General features: G+C 27.1%; 13 protein-coding genes. All 13 read right to left on the bottom strand.

Features of this window, described 5'->3' with window-relative positions; genetic code table 11:
• Nucleotides 1–31: 31 nt before the first annotated feature.
• Nucleotides 32–1,261 (bottom strand): RNA polymerase sigma factor RpoD, encoded by a 1,230-nt coding sequence (gene rpoD, locus GIL12_RS05485; protein ID WP_163469508.1) that lies wholly within the window; start codon nt 1,259–1,261, stop codon nt 32–34.
• A 24-nt stretch (nt 1,262–1,285) separates the two neighbouring features.
• A complete protein-coding gene (gene dnaG / locus GIL12_RS05480; protein ID WP_163469463.1) occupies nt 1,286–3,091 on the bottom strand; it encodes a DNA primase in 1,806 nt (601 codons plus the stop codon).
• A gap of 138 nt (nt 3,092–3,229) precedes the next feature.
• Nucleotides 3,230–4,939 carry a peptidylprolyl isomerase gene (locus GIL12_RS05475; RefSeq protein ID WP_163469461.1) on the bottom strand — a complete coding sequence of 570 codons (1,710 nt, stop codon included), beginning with the start codon at nt 4,937–4,939 and terminating at the stop codon, nt 3,230–3,232.
• A gap of 15 nt (nt 4,940–4,954) precedes the next feature.
• Nucleotides 4,955–6,340, bottom strand: a complete 1,386-nt coding sequence (locus GIL12_RS05470; protein WP_163469459.1) for a sigma-54 dependent transcriptional regulator — start codon at nt 6,338–6,340, stop codon at nt 4,955–4,957.
• Between the two features lie 141 nt (nt 6,341–6,481).
• A complete protein-coding gene (locus tag GIL12_RS05465) occupies nt 6,482–7,507 on the bottom strand; it encodes an RIP metalloprotease (protein ID WP_163469457.1) in 1,026 nt (341 codons plus the stop codon).
• Nucleotides 7,508–8,188: a thymidylate kinase gene (locus tag GIL12_RS05460; protein WP_163469455.1), complete on the bottom strand. Its 681-nt coding sequence runs from the start codon at nt 8,186–8,188 to the stop codon at nt 7,508–7,510.
• Between the two features lie 11 nt (nt 8,189–8,199).
• Entirely contained in the window at nt 8,200–9,351 is a 1,152-nt protein-coding gene (gene dxr, locus GIL12_RS05455) for a 1-deoxy-D-xylulose-5-phosphate reductoisomerase (protein ID WP_163469453.1), read from the bottom strand.
• Nucleotides 9,352–9,361: 10 nt separating this feature from the next.
• Nucleotides 9,362–10,177, bottom strand: a complete 816-nt coding sequence (locus GIL12_RS05450) for a phosphatidate cytidylyltransferase (RefSeq protein WP_163469451.1) — start codon at nt 10,175–10,177, stop codon at nt 9,362–9,364.
• Entirely contained in the window at nt 10,167–10,865 is a 699-nt protein-coding gene (gene uppS, locus GIL12_RS05445) for a polyprenyl diphosphate synthase (protein WP_255461035.1), read from the bottom strand. Before uppS ends, GIL12_RS05450 begins: the two co-directional genes overlap by 11 nt.
• 113 nt (nt 10,866–10,978) lie before the next feature.
• Nucleotides 10,979–12,982, bottom strand: coding sequence for a sodium-translocating pyrophosphatase (locus GIL12_RS05440; RefSeq protein WP_163469449.1), 2,004 nt, complete (start codon nt 12,980–12,982; stop codon nt 10,979–10,981).
• A 74-nt stretch (nt 12,983–13,056) separates the two neighbouring features.
• A complete protein-coding gene (locus tag GIL12_RS05435; protein ID WP_163469447.1) occupies nt 13,057–14,046 on the bottom strand; it encodes an FAD:protein FMN transferase in 990 nt (329 codons plus the stop codon).
• Nucleotides 14,021–14,236, bottom strand: a complete 216-nt coding sequence (gene rpoZ / locus GIL12_RS05430) for a DNA-directed RNA polymerase subunit omega (RefSeq protein ID WP_163469444.1) — start codon at nt 14,234–14,236, stop codon at nt 14,021–14,023. Before rpoZ ends, GIL12_RS05435 begins: the two co-directional genes overlap by 26 nt.
• Before the next feature lie 8 nt (nt 14,237–14,244).
• Nucleotides 14,245–14,799: a guanylate kinase gene (gene gmk / locus GIL12_RS05425; RefSeq protein ID WP_163469442.1), complete on the bottom strand. Its 555-nt coding sequence runs from the start codon at nt 14,797–14,799 to the stop codon at nt 14,245–14,247.
• Nucleotides 14,800–14,818: the final 19 nt, after the last annotated feature.

Here is a 14,818-nt window from a genome sequence, read left to right as displayed (position 1 = left end):
ATTATCTAGCTAAAATAGGAGCTATAAGCTCCTATTTTTTAAAATCTTCTAATTTTTTCCTTCTGCTTGGATGTCTTAATTTTCTAAGGGCTTTAACCTCTATTTGCCTTATTCTCTCTCTAGTTACCTTAAATATTTTTCCAACTTCCTCTAGAGTTTTGGGAGCTCCATCATCAAGACCATATCTATATCTTAAAACTTGTTTTTCTCTACTATTTAAACTATCTAAAACTTCGTCTAATTGTTCTCTTAATAATACTCTATTTGTTTCCTCGTAAGGAGTTAACATTTTATTATCCTCTACAAAATCTCCTAATTCACTATCTTCTTCACTACCAACAGGAGTCTCTAGTGAAATTGGATCTTGATTCATTTCTTGAATAGCCTTAACTTTTTCAACTTCCATACCTAACCTGCTTGCTAAAACTTCAGCTTTGGCATCTCTTCCTGTTTCTTGAAGATAAATTCTTGCTTCTTTTTTTATTTTATTTATAGTTTCAATCATATGGACAGGTATTCTTATTGTCCTTCCTTGATCTGCTATTGCTCTAGTTATTGCTTGTCTTATCCACCAAGTAGCATAAGTAGAAAATTTATACCCCTTTGTGTACTCGAATTTCTCAACTGCCTTCATTAATCCTATGTTACCCTCTTGAATTAAATCTAATAATTTTAATCCTCTATTTGTATGTTTTTTAGCGATACTTACAACTAGTCTTAAATTAGCTTCAACTAATTGTTTTACTGCATAGTCATCACCTTCGTAGGCTCTTTTTGCATAATCAATTTCCTCTGCATGAGTTAACAATGGAATTTGTCCTATTTCTCTTAAATACATTTTTATTGGTTCGTCTACTCCCATAGCAGTTGATAAACTTGCAATATATTCTTCATAAGAAGCTGCATCTTCCTTAGCGTATTCTTCCATATCTTCCAATTCATTAGCGCTTAAATCCTTAAACTCAGCATTTTCAAATTCTTTCATATCTGTAGTACTTTTTCTAGAATTCTTATCAGCTTTTACAACTTTTTCTTTCCTAACTTTTTTAGAAGATTTTTTTAATTTTTCCCTTATTTTTAAATCTTCTTCTCTTATTATTTCTATTCCTTGATCAATCATACCTTCAATTAAACGTTGTATATTTTCAAGAGATAATTCCTCTTTTAATTCTCTGTTAATTTCTTCGTAGGTAACTATATTATCTTTCATAGCTTTACGAAGAAGAATTAAAACTTTCTCATTTTTTACAAGTTCTTTCAACTCTTTCATTTTAGCGAGCCTCCTCTATAACACATCATTCTCTATTAAAATATTTTTAAAATTATCATACTCTTTTAAAAGATTTTCAAATTTTGTATCCCTATACAATTCAGATTCTATCTTTTTTAGTTTAGTTGTCATAACTATACTTCTTCTTATTTTTTGAGACTCTTTTATTTCTTTTATAAACCAAGATTTATATACTTCTTTAAGATTTTCTTCTAATTTTTCCTTATCTGAAAATTCTATAGAACGACAATTAAAAATAAAAATCTCTTCTTTTTCTTCTTTTGTAATGTCTTGAGAATTAAAAAATTCTTTTAAATCTTTAGACTTTATCTCTTCTCCATCACTTATTTTATTTTCAAAATAATAGAACAATTTTTTACATAAAATAGACTCAATTTTTTTATCTTTAAAATATTTATAGTAATCTACATTAGCTAAAATTAATTCAATTGTCAATTCTTCCAAATGACTAATTTTATTTTTACTTATTTTTTCTTTTTTAAAATAAATTTCTTCATTGTTCTTCAACTGTATAAACTTATTTTTTTTTATCAATATTTCTTCTAATATTTTTTTGTCAATATTTAAAATTTTTGATAACCTATCTAGATACAAATTTCTTTCTAATATCGACTCCACATTTTTAAAGAATTCTTTAAATCTATCTAGGAACTTTTCTTTAGACATTATATTAGACAAATCATATTCTTTAGAATAAATTTCAAAGAGAAAATCAAAAATTTCTAAAGAATTTTTAACTGCTTTTAAAAATTTATCCTTACCAAATTTATTTAAAAATTCATCTGGATCTTTAGCATTATCCAACTTTAAAACTCTTATATTAAATCCTAAATTTTTTAATATAAAGGCTGTTTTTTCTGTTGCCATTTGCCCTGCATTATCCATATCCAAGGATAAAATTACATTTTTAGTATATTTTTTTAAAAGATTTCCTTGTTCATAAGTAAAAGCTGTTCCTAATGAAGCCACAGCCACATCAAATCCATAATTGTGAGCTGAAAGAACATCCATATATCCTTCCATTAATAAAGCGTAGTTTTTCTTTTTTAAAATACTACCTCTATTCTTTATTCCATATAAATTTTTACCTTTTTTAAATATAGGAGTATCTGAAGAATTAATATATTTTGGAACTTCTTTTCTGTTTTCTAAACTTCTTCCCCCAAAAGCTATAATATCACCTTTAATAGAATAAATAGGAAACATAACTCTATTTCTAAAAGAATCATATATGCCTTTTTCTCCTTTTTTTGCAAGACCTAAGGTAACAATATCTTCTTTATCATATCCTTTTGTTACTAAAAAATTATATAAACTATCCCAAGAACTTGGTGCATATCCCAGCATACTTTCTCTTATGATTTTAGGAGTTATCCCTCTATTTGAAAAGTATTCCAATGCAATTTGTCCCTCGTTTTCAAATATTTTATCTTGATAAAATTTATGGGCAGTTTTCATTATTTTATAATATTTTTCATCTTTTTCATCTCTAACCTTATTTTTAGAATAAACTCTTAAAGAAATATTATATTTTTTAGAAAGAGCCTCTATGGATTCTTCAAAAGATATTTTATAGTACATAGAATAAAATTTTATTACATTCCCACCTGCTCCACAAACAAAACATTTGCATATTTTTTTGCTCGGACTTACTACAAAGGAAGGATTTGTATCTGGATGAAATGGACATAACCCTTTATAATTAGCACCTGTTCTTTTTAAAGGAACTATATCACCTATAACATCTTCTATCTTTAACTCGTCAATTAGTTTATCTACATCCTCTGAATAATATTTCATTAATTATCTCCAACTTTATCCTGAATAACTCTTATTTTTATTTTTTTTGCTGCTATTAAGTATATTACATTTTTTTTAAAAGTGCAATTTTTTTGCTTAAAAAAAGGATAGATCTTACTACCCTTTTTCTTTTTTCTTTTATTTTAGCTGATCTGCTAGTGCTTCTGTTGCTTTCTTGATAATGTAGTCTTCTTTTACCTTCGACTTGACATTATTATATTCAGCTTTTTTAAAAGATATCTCTTTTATTTTTTTGAATATATATATCTTTTTATCAATTTTTTCATATGAAACTTTATTTAATGGAGATTTATAGATTTCATTTACTAATTCTTCATTAAATTCCAACCCAGGAATATATCCTGCCTCATTTATATTTTTATACAATGAATTTAATGTGTATTTGTCCTTAGGTAAATCTGTAAATTTAATATCTCCACTTGATATTTTTTCAGCAGATTCTTCAGCTATTTTTAAATATTCTGAAATTGTTGCATCTGATATTTTATTTTTTATTAAAATATGACTTGCTCTTGCTGTTCCAGCTTTTTCATCTTTTTCTGTTACATATATTATATGAGAACCAAAAATAGTGTCCACTACCTCTGGATATATTTCTCCTACTTTACCTTTAAATACTGCATCTGAAAATTCTTTAACCATTGTTTCTTTGGAGAAAGTTCCCAAATCTCCACCATTTTTAGAACTTGGCCCTTCTGAAATTTTCTTAGCCATATTTGCAAAATTATCTACATTAACTTCTTCTAATATTTTTTCAGCTTTTCCGTGAGCTGTTTTTTTATCCATTAAAGAAGGACTTATTTGTAATTCTGCTATATAAGAGTTTACTGAAGCATATATATCATAATTACTTCTATTTTCTTTAAAAAATTTCTTTAAATCTTCTTCTGTATAACTAACATTAGTTTTTAAAGTTTGAAAAATTTCTTTATAAGCTTCTCTTACTCTTAAATTAATAGGCAAACTTTCTTCAAGAACTATTTTATATTCCTTAGCTAAATTTAATAATTTAGCTTGATTTTCTAAATAAGACTCTGCTTTTTCTTTTGCCTTTGCTTCTTCTAAGCCACTATTAGCAAATCCTAAAATTATTTCATCATACTCAACATTAGAAAATTCTACTCCATTTTTATCCAATGCTTTCTTCTCAAAATTATTTTTAATCTGTTCTCTAATATCTTCTATTTTCATAGATTGTTTTAGATTGTTAATCTCTTTTAAATATTCTTTATTTCCTTCTTCTTTTAATAAAGATTCTTTTATTTCTTCTTTAACAGCCTCTAAATCCTTACCTTGAAAAATAGTATCTTTATTTTCATTATAAACAGTTAATATATCATTTTCTGAAACCTTTGCATTTTCAACATAATATTCTATAACCTTCATAGCTCTTAAATTTTTTCTTATTTCTTTTTTTAAAGAAGCCTTTGTATAACCTTGAGCTTTAATCATTCTTTTAAATTGTTTTTTATCATTAACACTCTTTTCTATCTTAAAATATTCTTTATTTACTTCCCTGTTTGATATTTTTATTTTTAACTTGTCTGCTAACTGTTGTGTTAATTCTTCTTCAATTGTTTTATTTAAAGCTAATACTTCATATATATTTTCATCAACTTTAGTTCCATTTCCTCTTGAAAGTATATATTTATTTCTTGCAATGTCATTAAAACTTATTTTATTATCATTTAATTTAAATGCGTAATTCTTTGTTTGTGAATAACCCATTTGAGTTATTATATACAATGCTAGTGATGAAACGACAAATGCTATTGTTATAACATAAGTAATTACTTTCATTTTTTTTCTGAATTTTCTTATAGCCATTAGTATCCCCTTTTTTTATTTGTCATCTAGTTTATACTTTCTAATTTTTTCATATAAAGTTGTTCTTCCTATTCCTAATATTTTTGCAGTTTCTTGTTTATTCCATCTAGTTCTTTGTAAAGCCATTGCTATTACAACTTTTTCTACTTCGTCTAAACTAAATATTTCTTTTTCTAATATTTCTTTAAGAGGACCTAATCCTATTACAGTTTTATTTTCCACAGTATCTGATTTCATTTTGATTTCCAACGGTAAATTTTCTATTCCTATAATTTTATCGTCTGATAATATTATCATTCTTTCTAACATATTTCTTAATTCTCTTATATTTCCAGGAAATGAATATTCCATTAAATATTTCATAACTTCTCCTGAAAGAACTGGTATAGATTTATTTAAATCCTTTGCTATCCCATTTATAAAATAATTTGCCAATAGAGGAATATCTTCTTTTCTTTCTCTTAAAGGTGGAACCTCTACTTTAAATCCAGTTAATCTATGATATAAATCTTTTCTAAATTTTCCTTTTTCCACTTCTTCTCTTAAATCTTTATCTGTTGAAACTATAAATCTTACATCTGTTCTTTTAGATCTAGTTCCACCAACTTTTTTATATTCACCATATTCTACAACTCTTAATATTTTTGATTGTATCTTATTTTCTACTCCTGCTATTTCATCTAAAAATAGAGTGCCACCATCTAATTCTTCTAGTACTCCTTTTTTTGAAGAAAGGGCTCCTGAAAAAGCTCCTCTATCATAACCAAACAATTCTCTCTCTAAATTTTCACTTGTCATTGTTCCACAATTTATAGTTATGAAATCTTTTTTTCTTCTATCACTTTTTTTATAAATTTCTCTAGCCACTAGAGTTTTTCCTACGCCTGCTTCTCCTGTGATTAATATAGGTAAATCTGTAGAAGCCATTTTATCTATTTTCACTTTCACTTCTTTAATTTTAGAAGATTGACCAACTATCTCTTTTTGTTCTTCCAATTCATTAAATTTTTCTTGTAATTTTTTATATTTTTTTGTGTTCTCAACATTTTCCAATGCAGGTTTTATTAATTTTACTATTTCTTCACCCTTTATTGGTTTTAAGGAATAGCTGTATATTTTAGCTTTATTTAATTCTTCTAAGATTTCTTCTGTTTCTTCATCTACCAAACCAATTGTTACAAATTCTTTCCCTACTCCATTTAATTTTTTCTTTGCATCTGAAAAATTGAACCAAGTTAAATATTGATCTAATAAAACCACATCAAAATCACTTTCTCTTAACATATCTAGCCCATCTAATAAATTATTAAATGTTATAACTTCATAATACTTTAAAAGTTCTTTTCTTATTTCTTTTAATACTTCTTTTCTCTCTGATATCGCTAAAATCGATTTTTTCATATCGACCTCCTATTTTATTTTATAGTACTACCTGTATTATAATAGATATTCTGTGTTTTTTCAAGACTTTTATTGAAAAGATGTACTATTTCTATTAATTGGCGTTCTAATTTCTTCTATATCTTTTAAATATCCTATATACTAGTTACCTAAATTAAAAAAATCATTTGTCGTAACAAATATTATTAAAAGAAATAACATTATCATTCCTACCTTATGAATACTTTCTTCTTTCTCTTTATCTATTTTTATTCCTAACAATTCTAAAATAATAAATAATATTCTTCCACCATCTAATGCAGGAAATGGTAATAAATTAAAAATTCCTATATTTATAGATAATATTGCTACCAACCAAACTAATGATCCTATACCATTTTGACTAGCTTCCCCTACTATATTTATTATTCCAATAGGTCCACTTATTTCTTTTTTGTTCACTTCTCCTTTAACTAGTTTTTCAAAACCTAGAAAAATTTGTTTAAAAGTCTCTACAAATCCTTGGGAAGATAATTTCAATGTTTTTAATACTCCATTCTTTCTCACTGTATATTCAGGAATTATTCCAAAATAATACTCATTATTTCTATCGTTTTTCTCTAACTTCACTTGTATATTTTTTTCTTGATTATCCCTTAAAACTAATATATTTACAGCTTGTCCTTTGTTTTTCAAATTATAAACAGAAGTTTTTATATCATTCCATTCTACTATTTTTTCATCATTTATTTTCAAAATTTTATCATTTACTTTCAAAGGATTTTTATAATTACTTTGTCTTTCTAAGACTTGGCCTATAATCGGTTTATTATTTAAAATGATTTCTCCACTAGAATAATACATTCCAAATAAAATAACATATGCTAACAAAAAGTTCATAAAAACACCTGCAATTAAAACAATAAATCTTACAAAGGGATTTTTTTTATTAAAACCATTTTCAATATCGTCTCCTATCTCCATTCCTTTTATATTCACATACCCGCCAATGGGAATCGCTCTAAAAGAATACTTTGTTCTATCTCCATCATAAGTATAAACTTCTGGTCCCATTCCTATTGAAAATTCAGAAACTGGTATTTTAAAAAATTTAGCACTTAAAAAATGGCCTAATTCATGTATTATTATAACTATACCTAGTACAATAAGAGAAATTATTATCTTCATTTACCCTCCAAAAACATTAGATTTTACAACAGCATATATATTATTTGATATTTCTTCAATTGATTTTAATTTATTTTCTTTTTCACATTTTATTTCTTTCCAGTCTTTAATTTTAGCTATTTCACATGCATTATCATATGATTTTTTCATATAAATATCATCTTTTTCATGTATATCTTTTTCTGATTTTCCTGTTATTTTATTATTTCTTTTTTCCATAAGTTCCTTGGCAAATTTTAGAGGCATATTTATAAAAACTACTAAATCTGCTCTAGGAATACCTATCTTATCAAATTCCAAATCTTCTAACCAACTTATAAATTTATTTTTTTCAGTTTTATTTTCTATTTTAGAAGCTTGATGAATCATATTTGACTGAACATATCTATCTGTAATTATTATTCCTCCATTATTATAAAAATCTTCCCAATCTTTTTTGTAAGAAGCATATCTATCTATTGCAAACATTGTTGAAACAGGATAAGGATTTACATCTAAAGCTGTTTCCCCAAACTCTCCAGCTAAATACATTTTAACTGGTTCACAAGCAGGACTTTTATAATTTGGAAAACTTATTTTTCTTACATTATATCCTTCTTTTTTAAATTTCTTATATAATTCTTCTGTCTGTGTTTCTTTTCCGCTTGAGTCTGTTCCCTCTATAACTATAATTTTTCCCATATATGACCTCTTTATTTTTTGAAATTTTTATAAACCCAGTTTCTTGTTTCTAAATCTATCTTTAAAATGTCTTCTAAATTTTCTACATCTTTAATTGTATGATTTTTCATTGCTTCTTCTATAATATCATATATTTCTAAAAATTTTATTTCTTCTTTCATAAATAATTCAACAGCAACTTCATTTGCTGCATTTAAAACTGTTGGCATAGATTTCCCAATTTTTCCAGCTTTAAATGCTAAATCTAATCCCTTAAAAACCTCTCTATCAGGTTCTTCAAAAGTTAAATTTTTAATTTTCAATAAATCTAAATGTTCCAAAGCTAAGCTACTTTCTCTATCTGGATATGTAAAAGCTAATTGAATTGGAAGTTTCATATCAGTTACTCCCAGTTGTGCGATTACAGCTCCATCTTTAAATTCTACCAAAGAATGAACAATGCTTTCTGGATGTACTATAACTTTTATTTTATCATAGTCAACTCCAAACAATTCATGTGCTTCTATAACTTCTAAACCTTTATTTACTAGAGTGGATGAGTCTATTGTTATTTTTTTCCCCATTGACCAATTTGGATGTTTTAACGCTTCTGATACTTTTATATTTTCTAAGTCTTTTCTACTTTTTCCTCTAAAAGTTCCACCACTGGCTGTTATAATTATATTCTGAACATCTTTCTTTTTTCCAGAAAGTAATGATTGAAATATAGCTGAATGTTCGCTATCAACTGGTATTATCTCTGCTTTTGGGTATTTTTTTAATAATTTATTTATATAACTCCCACCTGCAACCATTGTTTCTTTATTTGCTAAAGCTATTCTTTTTTCTAATTTAATTGCTTCAACTGTTGCTTCTATACCTATAGCTCCTGTTACTGAAATTAAAATAATATCCATTTCCAATAATTGACCTAATTTTTTTAACCCTTCTCTTCCTAAAAAAACTTTTAATTTAGGAAATTTTTTTGTGATTTTATCGTATCCAACTTCACTTCCTATTGATACATATTTAGGAGAAAATTCTTCTATTTGCTCTATTAATAAATCGTAGTTACTATGCCCACTTAAAGCTAATACTTTAAATTCTTCTCTTTTATTTCTGATAATTTCCAAAGCGTTTGTTCCAATGCTACCTGTAGATCCTAATATAACTATATTCTTCATATCTTCCTTTCTAATAAATAAATATTTTTAATAAATTATAAACAACTGGAAGAACAAAAATCATACTATCGAATCTATCTAAAATACCACCATGTTCCCCTAATAATTTTCCTGAATCTTTTATTTTAAATTCTCTTTTAAACATTGACTCTGCTAAATCTCCAATTTGAGCTGTAATACTTATAATTAAACCTAAAAATAAAATTAAAATTATATTTACATCCAGAATATTAAATAAGCTATTTAATATTATAACTGTGATAGTTGTAAATAATATACCTCCAATTGTTCCTTCCTTTGATTTTTTAGGACTAATTTTAGAAAGTCCTTCTTTAAAAAATTTTCTTCCAAATTTCATTCCTACAAAATATGCTGCACTATCACATACCCATACTGAAATTTGAATTAAAAGAATTAATTTCCCACCATTTGGTAATTTTTCCAATAATAATATATGACTAAATAAAACTGATATATAAAATATTCCTAAAAGGGTTATCCCTACATCTCTACTTGTATTTTCTATTTGACTTTTACCCATTCTCATTATCATTATTAATATAAATATAAATATTAATGGTGAAAATAAATTAATTTTATTTTCTAAAAAATTTGAAAAGTAAATAAAATTTGGAATTAACAGTCCTGTTAAAATTCCTATTTTTAAATACGGTTTGTTCCCTATCTCTTCTGACATTTTATAAAATTCGTATAGACCGATCCCTATAATTACATTAGAAAAAACTAATAAAGGAAATCCCCCCACATAAAAAATATATATTAGTATAGGTATACCTAATATTGCTACTAATATCCTACTTAACATTTAATCTCCCCCCAAATCTTCGCTCTCTTTTATTGTAATCTTTTATTGCTTCATCTAAATCTTTTTCTGTAAAATCAGGCCAATAGATATCAGTGACATATATTTCTGAATAAGCTAATTGCCATAATAAAAAATTAGATATTCTAAATTCTCCGCTTGTTCTTATTAATAATTCTGGATCTGGAATTTTATTATATAAAAAATTACTGAAATTTTGTTCTGTAATTTTCATACCTTGTTCATTTGCTTTGTTAAAAGCATCTATAATTTCTGCTCTCCCTCCGTAGTTAAAGGCAATATTTAGAGTCATTTCATAATCCTTTGAAGTTAATTCTTCAAGGCTTTCAATTAATGTTAATAAAGAGGGGCTAACTCCCTCTTTTCTCCCAGATACTACAAATCTAATTTTATTTTTCAATAAAGTTTTTCTTTCTGAATTTATATATAACTTAAATAATAACATTAATGCTTCTATTTCTTCCTTTGATCGTTTCCAATTTTCAGTAGAAAAAGCATATACTGTTAAATATTTTACTCCTATTTTCTTAGAATGAGTTACTATTTTTCTTAGAGTTTCTGCTCCTGCCTTATGTCCCAAAACTCTAGGTTTATTATTTAATTTAGCCCATCTTCCATTTCCATCCATTATTATAGCTATGTGTTTTGGTATTTTTATTTTTTCCTCCAATTTTTACCTCCTTTCAATCTACTAAATTTTATCACATATATCCTTTTTTTTCTATATTAAAAAGAGTTACTAAAATAATATTTTAGCAACTCTTTTTTTTCTATTATTTCAAATTACATAAATTTTACAAAGAACGGTACTAAAACCAAAGAAACTATAGTCATTAGCTTTATTAGTATATTCAATGCTGGACCAGAAGTATCTTTAAAGGGATCTCCAACTGTATCTCCAACAACTGCTGCTTTATGTCTATCAGAACCTTTACCATCACCTTTATAACCTGCTTCTATTTGTTTCTTACCATTATCCCAAGCTCCACCTGCATTGGCCATCATTATAGCCATTAGAATACCTGTTACTAATGCTCCTGCTAGTAATCCTCCTAAAGCTTCAACTGACCAAATTCCTACTAAAATTGGAGCCATTAGAGCTAATATACCTGGTAAAACCATTTGTCTCAATGAAGAATGAGTTGAAATTTCAACACATCTTTTATAGTCAGGCTTTACTGTTTTATCCATAATTCCTGGCATTTCTCTAAATTGTCTTCTTACTTCTTCAACCATTTCCATAGCTGCTTTTCCAACTGCAGTCATTGTTAAAGCTGAAAATAAGAATGTTAACATCCCACCAAGGAATAATCCAACTATTACATCTGGATTGGTAACATCTATTGATAATGGTTTTCCACTTTGAACAATTACAGCTTCTCTATATGCTGCAAATAAAGACAAAGCTGTAAGAGCTGCTGAACCAACTGCAAATCCTTTTCCAACTGCTGCAGTTGAATTTCCAACTGCATCCAACTTATCAGTACAATTTCTTACTTCCTCTGGAAGTTCTGACATTTCAGCAATTCCACCAGCATTATCAGCTACTGGACCATAAGCGTCAACTGCTACAACCATTCCAGTTGTTGCTAACATTCCAACTGCTGCTATTGCTATTCCATATAGTCCTGCTGCTTTAAAGGCAACTAAAATAGCTGCCGCTATTGTTAATATTGGAGCAACAGTGGACTCCATTCCAACTGCTAAACCTTCTATTATAGCTGTTGCTGCTCCTGTTGCTGCTGCATCAGATATTCTATTTACAGCTCTTTTTCCTGTATCAGTATACAATCCTGTAAAATAAGCTATTATTAATCCTGCAACTAATCCAGAAACTATTGCATAAAATACTCCAATTTCTAATTTTAATATTGAAACCACTCCATAAGAAGCTATTATTGTTAATATTCCAGCTATTCTAGTTCCGCCTTCTAATTTAGCATGAACTTTTTCTGGATCATTTGTTTTTACTGTAAATGTTGCTATTATTGATCCTATTATCCCCAAGGCTGAAATCAAGATTGGTGCAAAAGCATAGTTTAATGTATTTTCTTTCATTGTGAAACCAATAGTTATAGCTGCTATTATTGATCCTACATATGATTCAAATAAATCTGCTCCCATTCCTGCAACATCTCCAACATTGTCTCCAACATTATCAGCTATTGTTGCTGGATTTCTTGGATCATCTTCTGGTATTCCTACTTCAACTTTACCAACTAAGTCTGCTCCAACGTCTGCTGCTTTGGTATATATTCCTCCGCCAACTCTCGCAAATAAAGCTATTGAAGAAGCTCCCATTCCAAAACCTGTTATGTCAGTAAATGATGTTACATCTTTACCCATTACTAGAACTAAAACAGATAACATTAGCATTCCTAATCCTACAACAGAAAGTCCCATTACAGCACCACCTGCAAAGGCAACATCAAGTGCTTTTGCTAATCCACCTTCTTTAGCTGCCACAGCTGTTCTACCATTTGCTTTCGTTGCTATTCTCATTCCAATATTACCAGCTAAAGCAGAAGTAATCGCCCCAAGTACAAAGGCTATTGCTGTATTGAAAGAAATTAAAAATCCTAAAGCTAATGCTACACCTATAACAAACCAAACCAAAATTTTATACTCTGCTGTTAAAAAAGCCATCGCCCCTTCTCTAATTGCCTCAGTTATTTCAGCTACCTTTGGAATGTTAATTTCATAACTATCCACTTTTTTTGAATAAAAAAACGCTGCTAATAACGATAAAATCCCAGCTCCTATACCTAGATACATAATTTTTTCCATCTTGAACCCCCCCATAAAAAAATTTTTGCTCATTTGTATTATAGTAGTTTATATCTTTTATTTCAAGTGTTTTATTATTTAAGTATAAAATTCTTTGTAGTTATTTTCTCTCCGTTACTCTTTACAATTAAAACTTCTATTTGATTTTTTTCTGCAAATTTAAATATTTCTTGTTCAGACATGGAAAATAAAGCTGTTGAATACATATCTGCTAAAAAAGCTGATTTAGAAATTACAGCCACTAATTTTTTGTCGTCAATTGGATATCCTGTTTGTTTATCCATAAGGTGATGATATTTTTTCCCATTTATTTCAACATAAGTTTGATAATCTCCACTTACACCTAAAGAATTTCCTGATAATTCAATAATACCTAAGGTTTTCTCCGAATTAAAAGGGTCTTGTATCCCTACTCTCCATGGCTTATTCTCTAATTTTTTTCCTATTGTTGCTATACTAGAAATAGAGGTTATAAATGCATGTTCTTCCCCTCTTTTTTCTAATAAATTTTTAGCTTTCTCTATTGCGTATCCCTTGAGAAAAGATCCTGTATCAATTTTTTTTACATTGTTTAAATATTTTAAATTATTTTTTTCCACAACAACATCTGAAAAATTTATAAGCTTTAACACTTCTTTTATCTCTGATTTTTTTGGAACTTCATCTCTTGGATTTTTTCCAAATCCCCAAAGATCAAGAAGGGGAGAAATTGTTATATCATATCTTTTCCCACTTTCAACATAAATTTTTCTTACACTATTTAAAATATTTTTCAATTCTGAATCTATCTCTATTTCTTTATTTTTTTCATTATTTATTTTATATATTACTGACTTACTATTTTTACTATTATATTTTTCATCTATTTCTTTTATTTTTTCAAAGGCTAATTCTATTGATTTCTTAGCTTTAGTTTCATTATTAGAATAGATTATAATGTTAATATATGTTCCAAATAAAAACTTTTCTTCACTTATTTTTTTTACTGAATTTCCACATCCAGATAAAATTACTAGTAATAAAAAAACTATTCCTTTTCTAATCTTCTGTTGGATTTTCTTCATAACCAAAAGTTATTCTATCTTCTAAAATTTCTTTAAATACTTTTGTCATTAAATTAGCTTTTTTACTAGTTTTTACTAATGCTGGATTTCCCTTATTTAAATCTCTCATTCTTTTTCCTGCAACTATTGTTAAAACATACTTGTTTTCAATTTTGTTTAAAAGTTGATCATAAACTACTTCTGTTTTCATTTTTCCTCCTAATTTTTACTCTTTATTATATTAATCAATTCTTCACAAGATTTTTCAACTGTATAATTCACTATAGAAATATCATATTTGCTTTCAAATTCTAATTCCTTTAAAGAATTTTTCAATCTCAATTGGATAGTTTCCTCATCATCTGTTTTTCTACCCCTTAATCTTTTTTCTAAATCTTCTAAAGTCGGTGTTTTAAAGAATATCATATTTGAATCTTTGTAAACTTCTTTAACTTGTAAACCACCTTGTACATCTATTTCTAGTATAACATTTTCTCCATTTAACAATCTATTTTCTACTTCAGATTTTAAAGTTCCATAATAATTTTCATGAACTTTTGCATATTCTAAAAAATCTCCATTTTTTAATTTCTCTTCAAATTCTTTTACTGATAAAAAGTAATAATCAGCCCCGTTAATCTCACCTTTTCTTGGCTTTCTTGTTGTTGCTGATGTTGCTAAATTTATATTTAACATTTTTCTAACGAGTCTACATATTGTAGATTTCCCAGCACCACTCGGCCCAGAAACTATAAACAAATTTCCCTTTTTCATTTTAATGTCTCCTTAATAA

This window comes from Fusobacterium sp. IOR10 (assembly GCF_010367435.1).
Lineage (GTDB): Bacteria > Fusobacteriota > Fusobacteriia > Fusobacteriales > Fusobacteriaceae > Fusobacterium_B.
The sequence above is the reverse complement of the archived record's forward strand: the minus strand, read 5'-3'. Positions and strand labels throughout refer to the sequence as shown.